We start from the raw sequence: 21,075 nt of genomic DNA, 5'->3' as shown, positions 1-21,075 counted from the left end.
CGAGTGGGCAAGCCCGCTCGCCACAGTAATTGTCGCTCTCAAGAGCGTTAGTTACTTGCCGAGCTTACGCAACTCATCCGACTCCACAATCCGCAACCCATCTTGTTCTTCCAGTGCCAGCCGCCACATCGCCCGGGCCAGTTCGCAGACTTCAATGCCGTGATACTTGCCAGGAACCAGTCGTGACAGGGGCCCCGCCAGTTTTTCCACCAGTCTTGTTTCCAGCCGCTCCCCCAGCAGCAGCGAAGGCCGGACGATGGTCAATTGCGGCCAGTCCTGGGCCTTCAAGGCCTGTTCCATTTCCCCTTTGACCCGGTTGTAGAACACCGAGGATTTCGGATCGGCGCCAATCGCGCTGATCACGATCAGGTGCCGTGCGCCCATTTCCCGCGCCCGCTTGCTGAAGGCCACGACCATGTCCAGGTCGACGGCACGGAAGGCTTGTTCGGAGCCTGCCAGTTTGATGGTGGTGCCCAGGCAGCAGAAAGCGATGTCCACCCGCCCGCTGAGTTGTGGCAGGAACACCGCCGGGTCGCCCACCGGGTTTTCCAGGTGCGGATGCTCGGCCAAAGGCTTTCGGCTGGGCGCCAGTACGCGGGTCACGGTGGGCTCGTTGAGCAGGCGGTCCAGTAGATGTTCCCCGGTCAATCCCGAGGCTCCGGCAAGCAAGATATGCTGAGGCGTCAAGTACATGATGTTTCCCCCTTGATACTGTTTCAGCTTAGTTGCTCTTGGCTTCCTTGCTATTCATAGAGACGCTTTCGAGCGCTTTTCGTGCCTGCTGCTTGCGTAATAGTTGCCAACGGGTGATCACGCCTTTGGGTGCCCAGATCTGGGGTTCGGAGGCTTCGAAGTTGTCCGCCATCTCGCGCTCGGTCACATGCAGTTGCGCCAGCTTGAAGGCTTGCTGCAAATCGTCGGTCTGGTTGAATGCCTGAGCGAACAGCGCGTCGCCAAAGTAGGTGAAGTCTGCCTCTTCGGAGCAGCCGAACGACACACGATCGGCTCGCGAAGCCGTCATGATCAGAGTGCGTTCGTCTTTTAGCGCCGGGATGAAACCACCGGAGTAGCACGCGGAGATGACGATGATCTTGTCGCGTTTTTTCAGTGGCGCGAGCACGGCGGCCAACTCATCGGCCGGCAGGTCGGCCAGCTCCATGCGCGGTTGGTCCAGTACCAGTTCATGCTCATGGGTGCCGTGGCTGGTCATATAGATGAACACCAGATCCTCCGGGCCCGTGCGCTCGGCGAGGGTCTGCACGGCGCGGCGCAGGCTTTCCCGAGTGGCCATGGGGCGGTCGGCGATATGGTCGCGGTGGTTGACCAGGCGTATCTGACCTTGGGCGCCGAAGCGGGTGGCCAGCAGGTTGCTGACGTAGTCGGCTTCACGCAGAAACACGCTTTGCTTGCCATCACCCGCCAGCACCAGGGTGTACAGCTCAACCGCTGCAGTTGAGGCGGGAACAGCGGCAAGAGCCTGGTCGAGCAGGCGACCCTGGGCCAGCACGCCGACTTCCAGCGCATCGGGCAGCAGGTGGCCGTCGGCATTGCGCACACGCATGCCGTTGACCCACGTCCCGGCTTGCACGGTGCCATCGGTGAGCACCAGAGTGCCTTTGCCCTGGTAGCTGTCGCTGTCGAAACCGCCCACATAGAAGCTGCCGTCGGTGAGGTTCAGGCGACCCTCGCCGGTAAAGCGCCAGTCACTGAACTGACCGACGTAGTGACTGCCGTCGACGCCAATCAATTCGCCCTTGCCGTTCAGCGCGCCTTCCTTGAACTCACCGATCCACACATCGCCGTCGGCGTTTTCGTAGCGGCCCTTGCCGTTGAGCTGGTTTTGTTTGAAGTGGCCGACGTACATGTCGCCGTCAGCGCTATTGAAGGTGCCGTTGCCTTCCAATTGCCCGTTGACGAAGTGGCCGCTGAACTGGTTGCCGCTGTCGTCGTTGCGCTGGCCTTCACCGTTGGGTTTGCCGTGGGTGAACTGGCCCTGGTATTGGCTGCCGTCGGCCAGCTCCAGGCGACCGAGGCCGGAGTACTGGTCGTCCTTGAACTCGCCGCGATAGGTCATCTGGCCCTCTTTGAGGGTGCCTTCGCCATTGCGCCGGCCTTGCTTGAAGCCGCCAACGTAACGGGTGCCCGCAGTAGTCAGGTTGCCTTGGCCGTCGAACAAGCCTTGCTGGAACTGACCTTTATAGACTTCGCCGTTGCTGCCGTGCCATTCGCCCTGGCCGTGCCACTGACCCTTGTCGAACTGGCCGGCGTACCAACTGCCGTTGGGGTAATCCACGCGTCCCTGGCCTTGCAGCAGGCCATTGACCACATCGCCACGGTAACGCCCGCCGTCCGGCAGCCTTGCGTCGGGCGGCAACAGGGATTCGCCATCGCCGCACGCGGAGAGCAAAAGGGCCAGGACAAGGGTAAGGGGAGCGAGTGGGCGCATAGCGGGATCCGGATAATTGAGCGCCGAGTATGCCGCAGCTGTGAGATCTATACATGAGTTTGTGGCGAGCGGGCTTGCCCGCGTTGGGCGGCGCAGCCGCCCCAATAAAGACACTGCATTCCTTCAGGTAAAATCAGGTTGCAGGTTTTAGGGCCGCTTCGAGGCCCAGCGCGGGCAAACCCGCTCGCTACGGGTAAGCCTTTGATTACATAATTATTTCAGACGAAACAGAGTGACAGCGACTCGGCGATGTAGCCGGGTTTTTCCTGGCCTTCAATTTCCAGGGTGCAGGTGGCCTTGAGCAGCCATTGGCCGGGTTTTTTCTCAGTGGCGTCGGTGAGGGTGACGGCCAGGCGCACCTTGGAGTTGACCTTTACCGGCTGGATGAAGCGCACGGTGTCCAGGCCGTAGTTGACCGCCATCTTCAAACCCTCGGGCATGATCAGGATGTCTTCTATCAACTTGGGTATCAGCGACAACGACAGGAAACCGTGGGCGATGGTGCTGCCGAACGGGGTCTGGGCGGCCTTCACCGGGTCGATGTGGATGAACTGATGATCGCCAGTGGCTTCCGCGAACAGGTTGATGCGCTCCTGGTCGATGGTCAGCCATGCGGAACGTCCCAGTTCCTTGCCGACATAATCTTTGAGTTGCGCTACGGGTACTGAGGGCATTGTGACTCTCCTTGGGTTCATCGGTTTTTATTGTTCATGTGTGGGGCGAAGCCCTGACAACCACCTTAGATCATCATGGGCAATCGGCTTGGTCAACCCTCCATATTTTTGGTGAATTCCGGTCCATAGGTCCAGCGTGCTTATAATGGCCAGCGCGCTTTTTGGGGGAGAGAACGGATGCTGTTACGCGGTCTGACATGGCTGGTGCTGTTTCAATTGCTTGGCACGGCAATTAATCACTTGTTCCTGCCGGTGTTGCCGGGGCCGATTGTCGGTCTGCTGCTGATGCTGGCGTATCTGGTGTGGCGCGGCGAGGTGGCCGAGCCCCTGAGCCTGGCCGCCAGCAGTTTGCTGCGTTACTTGCCGTTGCTGCTGGTGCCGCCGGCCGTGGGCGTGATGGTTTATGCCAAGGACATTGCCGCCGACTTCTGGGCCATCGTCGGTGCGCTGGTGCTGTCGTTGGTGATTGCCATGGGCTTTGTTGGCGTGCTGATGCAAAGGCTGGTCAAACGTCAGGCGCGGCGGGAGGAGGGGCAATGACCTTCGACTGGCAAGGCGCGTGGGCAGCGGTGATCCATCATCCGTTGTTTGGCATTGGCATCACCTTGGGCGCCTATCAATTGGTATTGGCAGGCTTCGAAAAAACCCGCTGGATCTTCCTGCAGCCGGTGCTGGTGTCGATGCTGCTGGTGATCGGCGTGCTGCTGGGCTGCGGCCTGACCTACGCCGAATATCGTAAAAGTACCGAGATCATGAGCATCCTGCTGGGCCCGGCGACGGTGGCCCTGGCGGTGCCGCTTTACTTGAACCTGCGACGAATTCGCCAGCTGTTCTGGCCGATTTTTACTACGCTGGTGGTGGGTGGTGTACTGGCGACCGGCCTGTGTGTGCTGCTGGGCTGGTGGTTCGGTGCCGAACACATGATGTTGATGACCATGGCGCCCAAGTCCGTGACCTCGCCGATTGCCATGCTGGTGGCCGAGCAGATCGGTGGTGTGGCGGCGCTGGCGGCAGTGTTTGTGCTGATCACCGGGGTGATCGGGGCGATGATCGGGCCGGCTTATTTGTCGCGCCTGGGGGTTCATAGCCCGGAGGCGCGCGGCATGGCGTTGGGCATGACTGCCCACGCCGTCGGCACCTCGGTGGCCTTGCAGGAAAGTGAAGAGTGCGGCGCCTTTGCGGCGCTGGCGATGAGTTTGATGGGCGTGGCCACGGCGGTGTTCCTGCCGTTGGCTGTGTCGCTGGTTGTTTAAGTCGGGTTTAAGGAAACCTATATGAGTCTGGCGCTTTTCCCGCTCAATACTGTGCTGTTTCCCGGTTGCACCCTCGATCTGCAACTGTTCGAGGCGCGCTACCTGGACATGATCAGCCGCTGCATGAAAAAGGGCGAAAGCTTTGGCGTGGTGTGCATCCTTGATGGCAAGGAAGTCGGGATGGCTCCCGATGGCTACGCGCTGGTTGGTTGCGAAGCACTGATCCGCGACTTCAAGCAGCAGGATAATGGCCTGCTGGGGATTCGGGTTGAAGGTGGCCGGCGGTTCCGCGTGCTGGAGGCGGATGTGCAGCGCGATCAGTTACTGCTCGCTGAAGTCGAATGGTTGGAAGAGCACCCCGAGCGGCCCCTGGACGAAGAGGACTCCGACCTGCTGGCGCTGCTCCAGGCACTTGCCGAGCACCCAATGGTCGCTTCTCTGGATATGGGCGCCGACGCCGGAGGTCAGCAGGTGCTGGGTAATCGACTGGCGTATTTGCTGCCCTTTACCGAGGCCGACAAGGTTGACCTGCTGCAACTGGACGACCCGCAACGGCGCCTGGATGCGATCCAGTTGTTGCTTGATGAGCTGCAAGGTGAGCTGTTTACCTGAACCGCCTTGTGTGCCCGGAATCGTCCGTCTCTGCTTTCAGAGTATTCGTCGGTCCACTCTAGTAGGCGTACCTGAGCAGAGCGTGGGCGCTGCCGCTAAATGCAAAAAACCCCAACACTGCCACACAGGCCGGCAAGATCAGCCACCAGACCTTCGGTGACATCGGCGGCAGAAGCGTCTGGCGCTGACTCAGGGCCAGGCTGAAGGCGCAGACCGTTATCGCCAACAAGGTGCCGGCCAGAATGTCGGACGGCCAGTGGGCGCCCAGGTACACCCGCGACAGGGCGATGGTCGCGGCGGGGATGCAGCCCAGCAACAGCCATGTCAGGCGCATGCGCGTGGGTTGACCACGGCCTGCGAGCACTGCCAGGGCCAGGAAAAACGCAAACGAGCCGGAGGCGTGGCCGCTGGGCATGCTGAAGCTGGTTAGCGGGTCGGTCAGTATTTCCGGGCGCCCACGGGCAAAAAACAGCTTGGTGCCGGTGTTGATCAGCGCCGCACCGAGCAGGGTGGCGCCGACGAAAATCGCTTGGCGCCATTGCCGAGCCAGCAGCAGCAGCCCGGTCAGCACCGCGCTGGCGACGAACATTTTCTTGAACTCACCCAACTGAGTAATCATCACCATGGCCTGGTCCATCGCCGGGCCGCGGTGCTCCTGGATCAGGGCCATCAAGCCTTGGTCAAAGTGGTTCAGGTACGGATAGCCGATAAACAGGGCGATCAACAACGTCAGGCTGGCGCAACCCATCCACAGCGTGGCCCGTCGATGACCGCGCAGGCTGCTGTTGAGGCTTACTCCCAGCAAGACCGCCAGGCACGCAGCGACGACTCCGGCCTCGGGCCAGAAACCTTCGGGCAGCGGCAGGCGAAACGCTGCGCCCGTGGCCCAGCCCGGCAACAGGTACGCCACCGACCAGCCGGCCCCCGCCAGCACGCTGACGGCGGCGAAACGCGGGAAGGGCATGTCGCACATGCCGGCAACCATCGGCAGCATCGGCCGTAGCGGGCCGATGAAGCGTCCTACCAGCAGGCTGGCGATGCCGTACTTGTGGAAGTAGGCCTCGGCACCATTCATCCATTCCGGATGATGGCGCAGGCCGGGCAGGCGGCGGATATTCTGGTGGAAATGCCGGCCGAGGTAGTAGGAAATGCCATCGCCCAACAGCCCGCCGAGCAAGCCCAGTAATAGTGTTTCCCCCAGTGACAGCGCACCACTACCTGCCAATACGGCAATGGCGAACAGCAAAACAGTTCCCGGTACGATCAAGCCGGCGATTGCCAGGCATTCCACGCAGGCCACGATAAACACCGCCGCCGCCAGCCATTGGGGGTTGAGGGTCAGCCAGCCGGTAATGCCATCGAGCCATGGGCCCATAAAATCAACTCCATTGGTATTCACAGTCCTCTGTAGGAGCAAGCTCGCTTCTACAGTGGGTGGGCTTATATCTTTCAAATCAAAAAGTAGTCGCGGCCTTCGACTTGGCCCCGGCGCAGCGGGTTCCGTGTGCAGTAGGGCGAATAGCCGCCGTCGACAAAGCGATACATCAAGTGTTCATCCCGCCCGTTGGGAATCCCCAGGCGGGTGGTCTGGATAATCTGCGCCGGAACCAGCCCCACGTCTTCGACGTAGAGCTGCTCCTGGTCAAAACGTTTGGCGTCCCACATCGGCACTTTCAGGCCCAGGGCCTTACATAGCAGGGTCTGCCCGGCGCACAGCTTCTGGGATGGGCGCGGCCGGCCGCTGGCATCCGGGTTGTTCAACAGCATTTGTGCCAGGCTCGCCGGCCCCGATAATTCATCGACCCACGGATAGCCAGATTTGATCAACACCGCGTTACCCGGCCCCTGGGCGCTGAAGTTCAGGGAGTCGCCGCCACGGGCGTAGTACATATAGATATGGCCGCCATCCAGAAACAAAGCCTTACGCTTTTCTGTGTAGCCGAGGGATGCGTGGCTGCCTTTTTCGGCCTCGTAATAGGCTTCGGTCTCGATGATTCGCGCCGACAGCCACAAATCGCCAACCCGATGGCGAATGACTTTGCCCAGCAAATCTTTCGCGAGCTGTTGCGCATCGCGATCGAAGAAGCCGTCGGGCAGGGCGTTGGCGGGGATCAAGGGTGGAAAGTTGGACATGGCATAAAGGGTTGAGGCGACTAAATGTGACAGGATGATAACAACTTCAGCCTTAATCACGGCTGAACGTCGGTTTTTTACAGTTCATTTCAACCATCCGCCCCTCACCGCTGTCCGTGGACGGGCGCGACAGCTATAATCTGCCGCTTTCCTCTTTGCCAAGACCCCACCAGACTATGACTGAGTCCGTTCTTGACTACATGACCCGCCTGGGTCGCGCTGCCCGTCAGGCCTCGCGGTTGATCGCCCGTGCGAGCACCGCGCAGAAGAACCGTGCGCTGCTGGCCGCTGCCGATGCCCTGGATGCTTCGCGCTCCGAGCTCAGCGCTGCCAACGAGCTGGACCTGGCCAACGGCCGGGCCATTGGTCTGGAACCGGCATTGCTGGATCGCCTGGCGCTTACGCCGGTACGCATCGACGAAATGATCGAAGGTTTGCGTCAGGTGGCGAAGCTGCCTGACCCCATCGGTGAAATCCGCGACATGCGCTACATGCCGTCGGGAATCCAAGTTGGCAAGATGCGCGTGCCCCTGGGCGTGATTGGCATCATCTATGAGTCCCGTCCGAACGTGACCATCGACGCCGCCAGCCTGTGCCTCAAGTCTGGCAACGCCACCATCCTGCGGGGCGGTTCCGAGGCGATCAATTCCAATCGTGCCATTGCCGCCTGTATCCAGCAGGGTCTGGCGGTGGCCGAGTTGCCAGCCGAAGTGGTGCAAGTGGTGGAAACCACTGACCGCGCCGCCGTCGGTGCCTTGATCACCATGCCCGAGTTCGTCGACGTGATCGTCCCGCGCGGTGGCAAGAGCCTGATCGAGCGGGTCAGCCGCGATGCCAAGGTGCCGGTCATCAAGCACTTGGACGGCGTCTGCCACGTCTATATAGATGTCGCTGCCGATCTCGACAAGGCCATCCGCATTGCCGACAACGCCAAGACGCACCGTTACGCTCCGTGCAACACCATGGAAACCTTGCTGGTACACGTGGCGATTGCCGAGCGCGTGTTGCCGCCGCTGGCCGCCATCTACCGTGACAAGGGCGTGGAGTTGCGCGGTTGCGAACGCACCCGCGCCTTGCTTGGCGCCGACATCATCGAAGCCACCGAGCAGGATTGGTACACCGAGTACACGGCGCCGATCCTGTCGATCCGCATCGTCGACGACCTGGATCAGGCCATCGAACACATCAATACCTACGGCTCCAAGCACACCGACGCCATCGTCACCGAGCATTTCAGCGATGCCCGGCGTTTCCTCAACGAAGTGGATTCCGCTTCGGTGATGGTCAACGCCTCGACGCGCTTTGCCGACGGTTTCGAATATGGCCTGGGGGCGGAGATCGGCATTTCCACCGACAAGCTCCACGCCCGCGGTCCGGTTGGCCTCGAAGGCCTGACCAGCGAGAAGTACGTGGTCTTCGGCGATGGTCATGTGCGCACTTGATGGGTAAACGCATCGGGCTGCTCGGCGGCACCTTCGACCCCGTGCACATCGGCCATTTGCGCAGTGCCCTGGAAGTCGCAGACGCTCTCGGGCTGGATGAACTGCGCCTGACACCGAATGCCAGGCCGCCCCATCGGGACACGCCTCAGGTTTCACCGCTTGACCGGCTGGCGATGGTCCAGTGTGCCGTTGCCGGTATTTCACCGCTGGTGGTGGACGACCGCGAACTCAAACGCGACAAACCGTCCTACACTATTGACACCCTGGAACTGACGCGGGCCGAACTGGCCGCTGATGACCAGTTGTTTCTACTTTTGGGCTGGGACGCATTTTGCGGCCTGCCCACTTGGCACCGCTGGGAAGAGTTGCTCCAGCATTGCCACATCCTGGTGCTGCAACGCCCGGATGCCGACAGCGAACCGCCGGATGCCTTGCGCAACCTGCTGGCAGCGCGGTCGGTAAGTGACCCGCAGGCCCTGACCGGGCCGAGCGGGAATATTGCATTCGTCTGGCAGACCCCGCTTGCGGTGTCTGCCACCCAGATCCGTCAACTGCTGGCCAGCGGGAAGTCGGTACGTTTCCTGGTGCCTGACGCGGTCTTGGCCTACATCGATGCGCACGGGCTTTACCGTGCGTCGAACTGAAAAGGCGCGCTTGAAGGCACGAATAGTCGTGTATTGAAGCGCCCGAACATACGAGCAAAACGAGTTTTATATGACGAACAAAGACGTAAGCAAAGTTAAGCGCAAAGGCACATTCAAGAGCGCCCCGCTGCCGGAAGTGGTGTTTAGTAACGAGCCCCTCAAGGGTGACGAACTGGTCAAGGTCGCTGTAGCGGCCCTGGAAGACGTCAAGGCCCAGGACGTGCTGGTGATTGATGTCCGTGACAAGCAGAGCATCACTGACTACATGATCATCGCTACCGGTACCTCCAACCGCCAGATCGGCGCGATGCTCGATAAGGTCCGCGAGATGGTCAAGCTGCAGGGCGTCAAGCCACTGGGCGAAGAAGGCAAGGGCGACAGCGATTGGGTGCTGCTGGACATGGACGACGTGATCGTCCATATGATGACCTCCAACGCTCGCCAGTTCTACGACCTGGAGCGCCTGTGGAAAGGTGCCGAGCAGAGCCGTGCCGCCGATGGCAAGCACCACAGCCCTGAAGTCGGTCACGAGCATTTCACCAAGCTCAACAAAGACCAGGAATAAGGGCCGGCTGTGCGCCTGCGTCTGATCGCTGTCGGTTCACGCATGCCCAAGTGGGTGGAAGAAGGCTGGCATGAGTATGCCAAGCGTCTGCCATCCGAGCTGGCGTTGGAGCTGGTGGAAATACCGCTCAATACCCGGAGCAAGAATGCCGACGTGGCGCGTTTTATCCGTCAGGAAGGCGAAGCCATGCTGGCCAAGGTCGGCCCCAATGAGCGGATTGTCACCCTCGAAGTGCATGGCAAACCCTGGAGCACCGAGCAGTTGGCGGTGGAACTGGATCGCTGGCGCCTGGATTCTCGCACGGTGAACTTCATGGTCGGCGGCCCCGAGGGGTTGGCGCCGGAAGTCTGCGCGCGTGCCGATCAGCGCTGGTCGCTGTCGCCGCTGACGCTGCCACACCCGTTGGTAAGGATTCTGATCGGTGAACAGCTGTATCGCGCCTGGACAGTTCTGTCCGGGCACCCTTATCACAAATAATCTGCGCCCTGCCTGATGACCCAGCCGATCCGCATCAAGGACCACGAGAAAGACGCACGTCTGGTACGCGCTCGGGTCGTGTTCGGCGCCATTATGGTGGTCGTTCTGATGTGCGTGCTGATCGCCCGCCTGTATTTCCTGCAGGTGATCCAGTATGACTATCACTCCACGTTGTCGGAAAATAACCGGGTGCATGTGCAGCCGATTCCGCCGACCCGTGGCCTGATCTTCGACCGCAACGGCGTGGTGGTGGCGGATAACCGGCCCAGTTTCAGCCTGAGCATGACCCGCGAGCGCTCCGGCGATTGGCAGCAGATTCTCGATGTCATCGTCGAAGTGTTGCAGCTGACGCCGGAAGACCGGGTGATCTTCGAGAAACGCATGAAACAGGGACGACGGCCGTTTGAGCCGGTGCCGATCCTGTTTGAGCTGACCGAAGAGCAGATTGCCCGTATCGCGGTGAACCAGTTCCGCCTGCCGGGTGTGGAAGTGGTGGCGCAGTTGGTGCGCCATTACCCGCAAGGTGCGCACTTTGCCCACTCGGTCGGCTATATGGGGCGGATCAACGAGAAAGAGCTCAAGGGCCTCGATCCGGTCAACTACAGCGGCACCCACCATATCGGCAAGACCGGCATCGAGCGTTTCTACGAGCCGGAACTGCACGGCCAGGTGGGTTACGAAGAAGTCGAGACCAACGCCCGTGGCCGGGTGTTGCGAGTGCTTAAGCGTACCGACCCGATTCCCGGCAAGGACATCGTCCTGAGCCTGGACATCAAATTGCAGGAGGCCGCAGAGATGGCCCTGGGCGGGCGTCGTGGTGCGGTGGTGGCGCTGGACCCGAACACTGGCGAAGTACTGGCAATGGTCAGTCAGCCGAGCTTCGATCCGAACCTGTTCGTGACCGGGATCAGCTTCAAGGCTTACGCCGAGCTGCGCGATTCCATCGACCGACCGCTGTTCAACCGGGTGCTGCGCGGTCTGTATCCGCCGGGCTCGACCATCAAGCCGGCAGTGGCAATTGCCGGCCTGGATTCCGGTGTTGTTACCGCCTCCAGCCGGGTATTCGACCCTGGTTATTACATGCTGCCCAACTACGATCACAAATACCGTAACTGGAACCGCACCGGCGACGGCTATGTGGACCTGGACACGGCGATCATGCGCTCCAATGACACCTACTTCTATGATCTGGCCCACAAGCTGGGGATCGATCGTTTGTCGACCTATATGGGCAAGTTCGGCCTCGGTCAGAAAGTGTCCCTGGACATGTTCGAGGAATCCCCAGGCTTGATGCCGTCCCGGGAATGGAAGCGCGCTACCCGTCGTCAGGCCTGGTTTCCCGGTGAAACGCTGATTCTCGGGATCGGCCAGGGCTATATGCAGGCCACCCCTCTGCAATTGGCCCAGGCCACCGCTTTGGTGGCCAGCAAGGGCAAGTGGATCCGCCCGCACCTGGCCAGGACCATCGAGGGTCAAAAGCCTGTCGATGAAAACCCGATTCCGGACATCGTCCTGCGCGACCCGTCCGACTGGACCAAGGTCAACCACGGCATGCAGCAAGTGATGCACGGCGCCCGTGGCACCGCGCGCAAGGCTGCGGCCGGCGCGCAGTACCGGATTGCCGGCAAGAGCGGTACCGCCCAGGTGGTGGCGATCAAGCAGGGTGAGAAGTATGACCGCTCCAAGGTTCAGGAGCGCCACCGCGACCACGCCTTGTTTGTTGGTTTTGCTCCGGCCGACAACCCGACGATCACCGTGGCGGTAATGGTCGAGAACGGCGAGTCCGGCTCCGGCGTGGCTGCGCCGGTGGTGCGCCAGATCATGGACGCCTGGTTGCTGGATCAGGACGGCAAGCTCAAGCCTGAGTACGCCAACCCTTCAAGCGCGGAGGCTACGGCCCGTGAAGAGTAATTTTGACCGCATCCTCTCCAGCGAGGATGTGATGCGTCGTCGCGCCACCTTGCTGCAGCGCATGCACATTGATGGCCCGTTGCTGATTCTGCTGCTGACCCTGGCTGCCGGCAGCCTGTTCGTGCTGTATTCGGCCAGCGGCAAGAACTGGGATTTGTTGATCAAGCAGGCGTCGTCGTTCGGGCTTGGCCTGTTGTCGATGGTGGTGATTGCCCAGTTGGAGCCGCGCTTCATGGCGCGCTGGGTGCCACTGGGCTACGTCGCCGGCGTTTTGCTGCTGGTGGTGGTGGACGTCATGGGCCACAACGCCATGGGCGCCACCCGCTGGATCAATATTCCGGGGGTGATTCGCTTCCAACCGTCGGAGTTCATGAAGATCCTGATGCCAGCGACCATCGCCTGGTACCTGTCCAAGCGCACTTTGCCGCCGCAGCTCAAGCATGTGGGGGTCAGCCTGATGCTGATCGGCATCCCCTTTGTTCTCATCGTGCGTCAGCCGGACCTCGGTACTTCGCTGCTGATCCTCGCCGGCGGTGCGTTCGTGCTGTTCATGGGCGGCCTGCGCTGGCGCTGGATTCTCAGCGTGCTGGCGGCGGCGATACCGGTGGCCGTGGCCATGTGGTTCTTTTTCATGCACGAGTATCAGAAACAGCGAATCCTGACCTTCCTTGACCCGGAAAGCGATCCGTTGGGCACTGGCTGGAACATCATTCAGTCCAAGGCCGCCATCGGTTCCGGCGGTGTATTTGGTAAGGGCTGGTTACTGGGCACCCAGTCGCACCTGGACTTTTTGCCGGAAAGCCACACCGACTTTATTATCGCGGTGATGGGCGAAGAGTTCGGCCTGGTGGGCATTTGCGCGCTGTTGCTGATCTATCTGCTGTTGATCGGTCGCGGCCTGGTGATCACCGCGCAAGCGCAGACGCTGTTCGGCAAATTGCTTGCCGGCAGCCTGACAATGACTTTTTTTGTTTACGTTTTCGTCAACATCGGTATGGTCAGTGGCCTGTTGCCGGTGGTTGGGGTGCCGTTGCCGTTTATTAGCTACGGCGGAACTTCGCTGGTGACATTGCTGTCAGCGTTTGGGGTTTTGATGTCGATCCATACCCATCGTAAGTGGATCGCGCAGGTTTGAATAAGGTGAAGATGTCAATGCAAGTAATGCGCGGCTGGGCTGCCCGGCACGCGACCTGTGTAGGCCTGGTGGGCCTTCTGGGCATCACGCAGCAAGTGCTGGCCGGCGACTACGACGGCTCGCCCCAGGTCGCCGAATTTGTCGGCGAGATGACCCGTGACTATGGTTTCGCTGGTGAACAGCTGATGGGCGTGTTTCGTGAAGCCCAGCGTAAACAGTCGATTCTCGATGCCATCTCCCGTCCCGCCGAGCGCGTGAAGCAGTGGAAGGAATACCGGCCGATGTTCCTCACCGATGCCCGCGTGGCACGGGGCGTGGACTTCTGGCGCGAGCACGAAGCGGTGCTGGCCCGCGCCGAGCAGGAGTACGGCGTGCCGGCGCAGGTCATTGTGTCGATCATTGGGATTGAAACCTTTTATGGCCGCAACACTGGCAGCTACCGGGTGATCGACGCCTTGTCGACCCTGGGTTTCGATTACCCGCCGCGCGCCGACTTCTTCCGCAAGGAACTGCGTGAGTTCCTGCTACTGGCCCGTGAAGAACAGATCGATCCGCTGACCCTCAAGGGTTCCTATGCCGGGGCCATGGGCCTGCCGCAGTTTATGCCGAGCAGCTTTCGCGCCTACGCCGTGGATTTTGACGGTGACAACCATATCAATATCTGGAGCAACCCCGATGATGCCATTGGCAGCGTGGCCAGCTATTTCAAACGTCACGGCTGGGTCGGTGGTGAACCGGTGGTGATTCGCGCCGATGTCAGGGGAGATCGCGCCGACGAAGGCCTGACCCAAGGCATCGAGCCGGTCAAGACCGTCGGGGAGTTGCGGGCGCTGGGCTGGTCAAGTCATGATGCGCTGCGCGATGATATGCCGGTTACTGCATTTCGCCTCGAAGGCGAAAATGGCCCTGAATACTGGATGGGCCTGAAGAATTTCTACGCAATCACGCGTTATAACCGCAGTGTGATGTACGCCATGGCCGTACATCAGCTGTCAGATATGCTGGTCCAAGCACGGGGCGTCAAGTAATGCGGGTATTGCCGATCAATAAACCCCTGAAGCTGGTGGCGCTTGCCGCATTGTCGTTGATGGTGGCCAGTTGCTCCACCAGCACCAGTCGCGCGCCTGCCCAGAAATCCGGGGCTGCCGTGCGCTCTGCGCCAGGCCTGGACATCAATCGCGCCCACAAAGACGGCGCGCCCTGGTGGGACGTTGATGTCTCGCGCATCCCGGATGCCACGCCAACCCTGCACACCGGCCCCTACAAGGCCAACCCTTACACGGTGCTGGGCAAGTCGTACTTCCCGTTGCAAGAGTCCAAGACTTACGTGCAGTCGGGTACCGCTTCCTGGTACGGCACCAAGTTCCACGGCCAGAACACCGCCAATGGCGAGGTCTATGACCTTTACGGTATGAGCGCGGCCCACAAGACCTTGCCGCTGCCCAGCTACGTCAAGGTGACCAATCTGGACAACAACCGCACGGTGATCCTGCGGGTCAACGATCGCGGGCCGTTCTATTCGGATCGGATCATCGACTTGTCCTACGCTGCCGCGAAGAAACTCGGCTACGCCGAAACCGGCACCGCGCGGGTCAAGGTCGAAGGTATCGATCCACAACAGTACTGGGCCCAGCGTGGCAAGCCGGCACCGTTGATGCTCAACGAACCGCAAACCCCGCAGCCACAAATCACCGCATCGGCCGGCAAGGTCGAACAATGGACGCCACCACCGCAGCAACACGCCGCGCCTGTGGTGGCCGTGCCGCAAGCGGCGCCTGGTGGCCAGACGGCGGCCGGGCAGTACCTGCAAGTCGGCGCTTTCGCCAACCCGGACGCGGCAGAGCTGTTAAGGTCCAAGCTCAGCGGGATGGTCAGTGCGCCGGTCTTTATCAGCTCTATCGTGCGTAATCAGCAGACCCTGCATCGGGTTCGCCTGGGGCCAATTGGTACGCCAGGTGAGATCGCGCAAGTGCAGAACAGCGTGCGGCTGGCCAACCTGGGGCAGCCCAGTGTGGTCAGCGCGGAATAAGTGATATCGGATTGATGGTTCAGGCTCGCTTGCGGGCCAGGACCCTGGTTGTTGGCTCTTGGAATAATAAAAACCCGAAGGCAAGGGGTGAGCAGGCAACTGAACACGCGACAGTCTGGTAACGGGCTGTCTGAATAGTTTTGCCCGCGAGGGCAAGTTTCCATAAGTAATTTCGAGAGACGGATGAACATCACCACCTTAGCCAAACGCCTGTGCCTGCTTGTCCCGCTGATCATCACACCTGCCGCCTGGGCGGCCGAAATGGTGCCGGCTTCACCGCAACTTGCCGCCAAATCCTGGGTGCTCATGGATGCCGCCAGCGGCAACGTGCTGGTCGAGGGCAACGGTGACCAGCGCCTGCCACCGGCCAGCTTGACCAAGCTGATGACTGCTTATATCGCCACCCTGGAAATCCGTCGCGGCCAGATCGGTGAAAGCGATCCGGTGACCGTCAGCGAAAACGCTTGGCGCACCGGCGGTTCGCGGATGTTCATCAAAGTCGGCACCCAGGTGACTGTCAGCGACCTGCTGCACGGCATCATCATCCAGTCCGGTAACGACGCCAGCGTCGCCCTGGCCGAGCACATCGCCGGCAGCGAAGACGCATTCGCCGACATGATGAACAAAACCGTGACTGACTTGGGCATGACCAACAGCCACTTCATGAACCCGACTGGCCTGCCGAACCCTGAGCACTACTCGTCGGCTCACGACATGGCGGTCTTGGCCCGCGCGATCATTCGTGTCGACCCGGTGCACTATGCGATCTACTCGCAGAAAGAGTTCTTCTGGAACAACATCAAGCAGACTAACCGCAACCTGCTGCTGTGGCGCGACAAGACCGTCGACGGTCTGAAAACCGGTCACACCGACGAAGCCGGTTACTGCATGGTGTCCTCGGCCGTGCGTGACGGCCAGCGGCTGATCGCCGTGGTGTTCGGTACCAACAGCGAGCAGGCCCGTGCGGCCGAGACGCAAAAGCTGCTGACCTACGGTTTCCGCTTCTTCGAAACCCAGACCTTCTACCAGAAGGGCGCCGAACTGGCCCAGGCCCAGGTATGGAAAGGCACTGAGCATCAAATCAAGGCAGGCCTGGCTGAAGACCTGACTCTGACCATGCCTAAAGGCCAATTGAAGAAGCTGGCTGCCAGCATGACCATGAACCCTCAATTGGTCGCGCCAATCGCCAAGGGCGATGTGATTGGTAAAGTCGAAGTGAAGCTGGACGACAAAGTGGTGCACAGCGCCGACCTGATCGCCCTCGACGCTGTCGACGAAGGTGGTATTTTCCGCCGCGTGTGGGATAGCATCCGTCTATTCTTCTACGGCTTGTTCAACTGATAGTGTGCACCTGCATGACCTCGCGCTGATCCGGCGCGCAGGTCATGCCCGTCGCCACGGCTTACGCTTACGAGGCCGTTACGCCATGACCGATACCGAAGTAAAGGCGCCAAAGATCGAATTCCCCTGCGCGGATTACCCTATTAAGGTAATCGGCGATACCGGCGTGGGTTTCAAGGACAAGATTATCGAGATCCTTGAGAAGCACGCCACCGTCGACCACAAGACCCTGGCCGAACGTCAAAGCACCAACGGCAAGTACACCACTATCCAGTTGCACATCATTGCCACCGGGCAAGACCAGCTGTACGACATCAACAGTGATCTGCGGGCCACCGGCTTCGTGCATATGGTGTTGTGATGTCACAGACTCTGGGCTTTCGCGAGCTCGGCCAAATGGCATACGAGCCGGTGTGGCACGCCATGCAGCGGTTCACCAACGAGCGCGGCACCGAAGCCCCGGATGAAATCTGGCTGGTGGAGCACCCGCCGGTTTTCACCCAGGGCCAGGCCGGCAAGGCCGAGCATCTGCTGCTGCCGGGAGAAATCCCGGTGGTGCAGGTCGACCGCGGCGGGCAGGTGACTTACCATGGCCCTGGCCAATTGGTGGCGTACCTGTTGCTGGATGTGCGCCGGCTGGGTTTTGGCGTGCGTGAGCTGGTCAGTCGCATGGAGACATGCCTGATCGAGCTGTTGGCCAGTTACGGTGTGACTGCCGTAGCCAAGCCTGATGCGCCGGGGGTGTATGTTGACGGCGCGAAAATCGCCTCCCTGGGTCTGCGAATTCGCCACGGCTGTTCCTTTCATGGCCTGGCCCTGAACGTGGACATGGATCTGGCACCGTTTCGACGGATTAATCCCTGTGGTTACGCCGGGCTGGCCATGACGCAGCTGGGCGAGCACGCAGGACCGATAGAATTTGCCGAGGTAAGTGCCCGGCTGCGCGCGCAGCTCGTCAAACACCTCGACTATGCTGAGCAGACGACCCTAACGGGCGGAATCGACTGATTATGACTACTGATGTTGTGCAAACCATGATCCCGACGCTGGACATCACCGAGCGTCCGGCCCCGCGTGCCAAGGTGGAAGCTGGCGTCAAGCTGCGCGGCGCCGAGAAGGTTGCACGCATCCCGGTGAAGATCATCCCGACCACCGAATTGCCGAAAAAGCCCGACTGGATTCGTGTACGTATCCCGATCTCGCCGGAAGTCGATCGAATCAAGGCCCTGTTGCGCAAACACAAGCTGCACAGCGTCTGCGAAGAAGCCTCCTGCCCGAACCTGGGTGAGTGCTTCTCCGGCGGTACCGCGACCTTCATGATCATGGGTGACATTTGCACCCGTCGTTGCCCGTTCTGCGACGTCGGTCACGGCCGTCCGAAGCCATTGGACGTCAACGAGCCGCAAAGCCTGGCCATCGCCATCGCCGACCTGAAACTCAAGTACGTGGTGATCACCTCCGTGGACCGCGATGACCTGCGTGACGGCGGTGCCCAGCACTTTGCCGACTGCATCCGCGAAATCCGCAAGCTGTCGCCGGACGTGATGCTGGAGACCTTGGTCCCGGATTACCGCGGCCGCATGGACGTCGCCCTGGAAATCACCGCCGCCGAGCCGCCAGATGTGTTCAACCACAACCTGGAAACTGTACCGCGCCTGTACAAGGCTGCGCGTCCGGGGTCGGACTACCAGTGGTCGCTGACCCTGCTGCAAAAATTCAAGCAGATGATGCCGCACATTCCTACCAAGTCCGGCCTGATGCTCGGCCTGGGCGAGACCGACGAAGAAGTCATCGAAGTCATGAAGCGTATGCGCGAACACGACATCGACATGCTGACCATCGGCCAATACCTGCAACCTTCCCGCAGCCACTTGCCGGTCCAGCGCTTCGTGCACCCGGACGTGTTTGCCTGGTTTGCCGAAGAAGGCTACAAGATGGGCTTCAAGAACGTTGCGTCGGGCCCGCTGGTGCGTTCTTCGTACCATGCCGACGAACAGGCAAAACTGGTCAAGGCCAGCCTGGTTTCCTGAGAATGAGCAAGGCGGTGCCGGCCTTGCGTGCCGAGGGGGTGATCGGACTGATCGCTCCTGCAGGGCCCGCAGCGCTGGATGTCGATAAGGCACGTCGGTGGATGGACGCCAGAGGTTATACCTTGCGTGTTTTTCCCGGTGTGGGGCAGCGTGATGGCTACCTGGCAGGCAGCGATGACGTTCGGCTCAACGATCTGCATGAGGCCTTTGCCGACACTTCCATCGATGCCATTTTTTGCCTGCGGGGTGGCTACGGCACTCCGCGTCTGCTGGATCGCCTGGATTTTGACCTGCTGCAGGCCAACCCCAAACCGTTTGTAGGCTATAGCGATATCACCGCGCTGCACGTGGCGATCAACCGCTACGCTGGCTTTGTGACTTTTCACGGGCCGATGCTCAATGCCGACCTGCTCGGTGAAAAGCAGCAGCCTACCGAGTCGTCGCTGTTCAGCCTGCTGCGTGGGCAGTTGAAGGCCGGTAGTGCGTTGATCCACCCGGTGGCCTTCCCGTTGACGACAATCGAGCCAGGCATCGCTCGCGGGCGTCTGCTGGGTGGCAATCTGTCAATGATCGCTGCGACTATGGGCACGGCCTACGAACTTGATGCCAAGGGCATCATCCTGTTTATCGAAGACATCAATGAGCCGCTGTACCGCATTGATCGTTTGCTTACCCATTTGCGGTTGGCAGGCAAGCTGGCTCAGGTTGCCGGGGTGTTGGTGGGGGATGTGGCGGGTGTCGAAAGCGCTGCGCTCGAACGCTTGCTCAAGCAAACCTTTGAACCGTTGCGCATTCCAGTACTGTCGGGTTGGCGCAGCGGGCATTGCGATCCGAACCTGACGTTGCCGATGGGCGCGTGGGTGCGGCTGGATGCGGGGGAGAGGACGTTGGTGTTGGAGCAGGATGTGGTCTTTAAGGGCTGAAATTCTTATCGCCAGTGAAGGTCCATCGCGGGCAAGCCAAGCTTGCCCGCGATAGCGATAGTCGCCGCATAACGGTCTATTTGTTACGCAAGGTCTCCAGCAGCTTCACCGTCGGATACCCATCCGCTGGCCAGCCCAGCGCCTGCTGTGCGGCCCGAATCGCCTTGCGCGTATTGGCGCCAATGATTCCGTCCGGGTTGCCCGCAGCGTAGTTATTGGCGCTGAGTACCGTCTGTAACTCAATGCGCTGGGAGCGGGTCAACGGCAGTTCGTCTTTTGGCCACTCCCCACGAATCACCCCGCCCCCCGCAAACCGCTCGGACAGCAGGCCGATCGCCAAGGCGTAGGACGACGAGTTGTTGTACTTGAGGATCGCGCGGAAGTTATCCAGCAGCAGGAACGCCGGGCCGCGATGGCCTGCCGGCAGCAACAGCGCGGCGGAAAGCTGGTCCACGTTGGGCGGGACGCTGGCGCCTGCAGGCACCTGAATCCCCAGTTTCAACCATTCGCCAACCGGTTTGCGCACTACGCCATCAGCCAGTGCGTAGTCAAAGGTTGCGGGCAACTGCTGCACCTCAAACCCCCACGGCTGGCCTTTCTGCCAGCCGGAGCTTTGCAGGTAGTGCGCGGAGGAAGCGAGGGCATCGGCCGAGCTGTTCCAGATGTCGCGGCGACCGTCGCCGTCGAAATCCACCGCATGGGTGTTGTAGGTGGTCGGGATGAACTGGGTCTGGCCCATGGCCCCGGCCCAGGAACCGAGCATCTGGTCGGCCTGGATATCGCCGTGCTGGATGATTTGCAGGGCCGCCAGCAATTGCGCGTGTGCGAACGCTGGCCGGCGGCCTTCATAGGCCAGGGTCGCCAGGGAGCGGATCACCGAGTTATTGCCCTGGAACTGGCCAAAGTTGCTTTCCATGCCCCACACCGAGACCAATACCTGGCGGTCGATGCCATAGCGCTGCTCGATACTTTGCAGGATATCGGCGTGCTTGATCAGCAAGGCCTGGCCGTTACGCACCCGCAGCGGCGACAGCGCACCGTTGAGGTATTCCCACACAGGTCGGGAAAATTCCGGCTGGCTGCGATCGGCGCGGATCACCGCCATGTCGGGGCTGACGTTGGCAAACGCAGTATCAAATACCGCAGGGGTAATACCCGCTTTCAAGGCTTCAGCACGGAAACCCGCCTGCCATTCGGCGAAGGTCTGGGTCGGCTGGATATCGAGATTGTCCACCGCCAGCGGCGCAACCACGGCAGGGGCGGTCACCGGTGCGGTCTGGAGCGGGGGCAGGGGTTGAGCGTCGGCGGCGGTAGGTTTTTCCGCGCAGGCGACTAACAGAATGAGGCTGGAGGCAGCGATCAGTTGGCGAAGGTGCCAACGACGGGAAAGACTAGAGGGCATGCACAGGTCCAGAAAATACGAATCAGATGCAGACCTTATCATGCCAGAGGGGCAGTTG

General features: G+C 60.8%; 22 protein-coding genes. 16 read left to right on the top strand and 6 right to left on the bottom strand.

What is annotated here, in order from left to right; translation table 11 throughout:
• Positions 1–51 precede the first annotated feature (51 nt).
• The 3 genes from ACZRJ6_RS05270 to ACZRJ6_RS05260 form a co-directional block, all read right to left on the bottom strand.
• The gene (locus ACZRJ6_RS05270) at positions 52–693 is read right to left on the bottom strand and encodes an oxidoreductase (RefSeq protein ID WP_463967340.1); all 642 of its coding nucleotides are present in this window, start codon (positions 691–693) and stop codon (positions 52–54) included.
• A gap of 28 nt (positions 694–721) precedes the next feature.
• Positions 722–2,446 (bottom strand): C13 family peptidase, encoded by a 1,725-nt coding sequence (locus ACZRJ6_RS05265; RefSeq protein ID WP_463967339.1) that lies wholly within the window; start codon positions 2,444–2,446, stop codon positions 722–724.
• A 218-nt stretch (positions 2,447–2,664) separates the two neighbouring features.
• A complete protein-coding gene (locus ACZRJ6_RS05260) occupies positions 2,665–3,120 on the bottom strand; it encodes a MaoC family dehydratase (RefSeq protein ID WP_463967338.1) in 456 nt (151 codons plus the stop codon).
• Positions 3,121–3,297: 177 nt separating this feature from the next.
• Here ACZRJ6_RS05260 and ACZRJ6_RS05255 point away from each other — a divergent pair, with 177 nt between their 5' ends.
• Genes ACZRJ6_RS05255 through ACZRJ6_RS05245 form a run of 3 tightly spaced genes read left to right on the top strand, consistent with a single transcriptional unit; the run spans position 3,298 to position 4,985 of the window.
• On the top strand, positions 3,298–3,660 hold the full coding sequence (locus tag ACZRJ6_RS05255) for a CidA/LrgA family protein (RefSeq protein ID WP_133100077.1): 363 nt from the start codon (positions 3,298–3,300) through the stop codon (positions 3,658–3,660).
• On the top strand, positions 3,657–4,373 hold the full coding sequence (locus tag ACZRJ6_RS05250) for an LrgB family protein (protein WP_463967337.1): 717 nt from the start codon (positions 3,657–3,659) through the stop codon (positions 4,371–4,373). The genes ACZRJ6_RS05255 and ACZRJ6_RS05250 overlap by 4 nt, the downstream gene beginning before the upstream one ends.
• A 21-nt stretch (positions 4,374–4,394) precedes the next feature.
• On the top strand, positions 4,395–4,985 hold the full coding sequence (locus ACZRJ6_RS05245; RefSeq protein WP_463967336.1) for an LON peptidase substrate-binding domain-containing protein: 591 nt from the start codon (positions 4,395–4,397) through the stop codon (positions 4,983–4,985).
• Positions 4,986–5,043: 58 nt separating this feature from the next.
• On the opposite strand, the gene ACZRJ6_RS05240 is transcribed toward ACZRJ6_RS05245, so the two are convergent.
• The gene (locus ACZRJ6_RS05240; RefSeq protein ID WP_463967335.1) at positions 5,044–6,360 is read right to left on the bottom strand and encodes a bifunctional DedA family/phosphatase PAP2 family protein; all 1,317 of its coding nucleotides are present in this window, start codon (positions 6,358–6,360) and stop codon (positions 5,044–5,046) included.
• Between the two features lie 74 nt (positions 6,361–6,434).
• Complete coding sequence (locus ACZRJ6_RS05235; protein ID WP_463967334.1) at positions 6,435–7,118, bottom strand: DNA-3-methyladenine glycosylase; 684 nt, start codon at positions 7,116–7,118, stop codon at positions 6,435–6,437.
• Positions 7,119–7,294: 176 nt separating this feature from the next.
• Here ACZRJ6_RS05235 and ACZRJ6_RS05230 point away from each other — a divergent pair, with 176 nt between their 5' ends.
• The 13 genes from ACZRJ6_RS05230 to ACZRJ6_RS05170 all read left to right on the top strand — a co-directional run bounded on the left by ACZRJ6_RS05230 (position 7,295) and on the right by ACZRJ6_RS05170 (position 19,615).
• Positions 7,295–8,560: a glutamate-5-semialdehyde dehydrogenase gene (locus ACZRJ6_RS05230; RefSeq protein WP_463967333.1), complete on the top strand. Its 1,266-nt coding sequence runs from the start codon at positions 7,295–7,297 to the stop codon at positions 8,558–8,560.
• A complete protein-coding gene (gene nadD / locus ACZRJ6_RS05225) occupies positions 8,560–9,204 on the top strand; it encodes a nicotinate-nucleotide adenylyltransferase (protein WP_149414753.1) in 645 nt (214 codons plus the stop codon). The genes ACZRJ6_RS05230 and nadD overlap by 1 nt, the downstream gene beginning before the upstream one ends.
• Positions 9,205–9,274: 70 nt before the next feature.
• A complete protein-coding gene (gene rsfS / locus ACZRJ6_RS05220) occupies positions 9,275–9,769 on the top strand; it encodes a ribosome silencing factor (RefSeq protein ID WP_463967332.1) in 495 nt (164 codons plus the stop codon).
• Positions 9,770–9,778: 9 nt separating this feature from the next.
• The gene (gene rlmH, locus ACZRJ6_RS05215) at positions 9,779–10,246 is read left to right on the top strand and encodes a 23S rRNA (pseudouridine(1915)-N(3))-methyltransferase RlmH (protein ID WP_463967331.1); all 468 of its coding nucleotides are present in this window, start codon (positions 9,779–9,781) and stop codon (positions 10,244–10,246) included.
• 15 nt (positions 10,247–10,261) lie between these two features.
• Complete coding sequence (mrdA, locus tag ACZRJ6_RS05210) at positions 10,262–12,157, top strand: penicillin-binding protein 2 (RefSeq protein WP_463967330.1); 1,896 nt, start codon at positions 10,262–10,264, stop codon at positions 12,155–12,157.
• A 31-nt stretch (positions 12,158–12,188) separates the two neighbouring features.
• Positions 12,189–13,292 carry a rod shape-determining protein RodA gene (gene rodA, locus ACZRJ6_RS05205; RefSeq protein WP_463967422.1) on the top strand — a complete coding sequence of 368 codons (1,104 nt, stop codon included), beginning with the start codon at positions 12,189–12,191 and terminating at the stop codon, positions 13,290–13,292.
• A 17-nt stretch (positions 13,293–13,309) separates the two neighbouring features.
• Entirely contained in the window at positions 13,310–14,320 is a 1,011-nt protein-coding gene (mltB, locus tag ACZRJ6_RS05200) for a lytic murein transglycosylase B (RefSeq protein WP_463967329.1), read from the top strand.
• A complete protein-coding gene (locus ACZRJ6_RS05195; RefSeq protein WP_463967328.1) occupies positions 14,320–15,321 on the top strand; it encodes a septal ring lytic transglycosylase RlpA family protein in 1,002 nt (333 codons plus the stop codon). The genes mltB and ACZRJ6_RS05195 overlap by 1 nt, the downstream gene beginning before the upstream one ends.
• A 183-nt stretch (positions 15,322–15,504) precedes the next feature.
• Positions 15,505–16,662: a D-alanyl-D-alanine carboxypeptidase family protein gene (locus tag ACZRJ6_RS05190; RefSeq protein ID WP_463967327.1), complete on the top strand. Its 1,158-nt coding sequence runs from the start codon at positions 15,505–15,507 to the stop codon at positions 16,660–16,662.
• Positions 16,663–16,747: 85 nt separating this feature from the next.
• Positions 16,748–17,023 carry a DUF493 domain-containing protein gene (locus ACZRJ6_RS05185; protein WP_133100063.1) on the top strand — a complete coding sequence of 92 codons (276 nt, stop codon included), beginning with the start codon at positions 16,748–16,750 and terminating at the stop codon, positions 17,021–17,023.
• Positions 17,023–17,670 (top strand): lipoyl(octanoyl) transferase LipB, encoded by a 648-nt coding sequence (lipB, locus tag ACZRJ6_RS05180; RefSeq protein ID WP_463967326.1) that lies wholly within the window; start codon positions 17,023–17,025, stop codon positions 17,668–17,670. The genes ACZRJ6_RS05185 and lipB overlap by 1 nt, the downstream gene beginning before the upstream one ends.
• Positions 17,671–17,672: 2 nt before the next feature.
• Positions 17,673–18,692 carry a lipoyl synthase gene (lipA, locus tag ACZRJ6_RS05175; protein WP_463967325.1) on the top strand — a complete coding sequence of 340 codons (1,020 nt, stop codon included), beginning with the start codon at positions 17,673–17,675 and terminating at the stop codon, positions 18,690–18,692.
• 2 nt (positions 18,693–18,694) lie between these two features.
• The gene (locus tag ACZRJ6_RS05170; RefSeq protein ID WP_463967324.1) at positions 18,695–19,615 is read left to right on the top strand and encodes a S66 peptidase family protein; all 921 of its coding nucleotides are present in this window, start codon (positions 18,695–18,697) and stop codon (positions 19,613–19,615) included.
• Between the two features lie 76 nt (positions 19,616–19,691).
• On the opposite strand, the gene ACZRJ6_RS05165 is transcribed toward ACZRJ6_RS05170, so the two are convergent.
• Positions 19,692–21,017 carry a lytic murein transglycosylase gene (locus ACZRJ6_RS05165; protein ID WP_463967323.1) on the bottom strand — a complete coding sequence of 442 codons (1,326 nt, stop codon included), beginning with the start codon at positions 21,015–21,017 and terminating at the stop codon, positions 19,692–19,694.
• Between the last annotated feature and the right edge of the window lie 58 nt (positions 21,018–21,075).

The sequence above is a fragment of the Pseudomonas sp. C321 genome, assembly GCF_055407105.1.
This window is presented reverse-complemented; position numbering and strand designations above follow the sequence as displayed.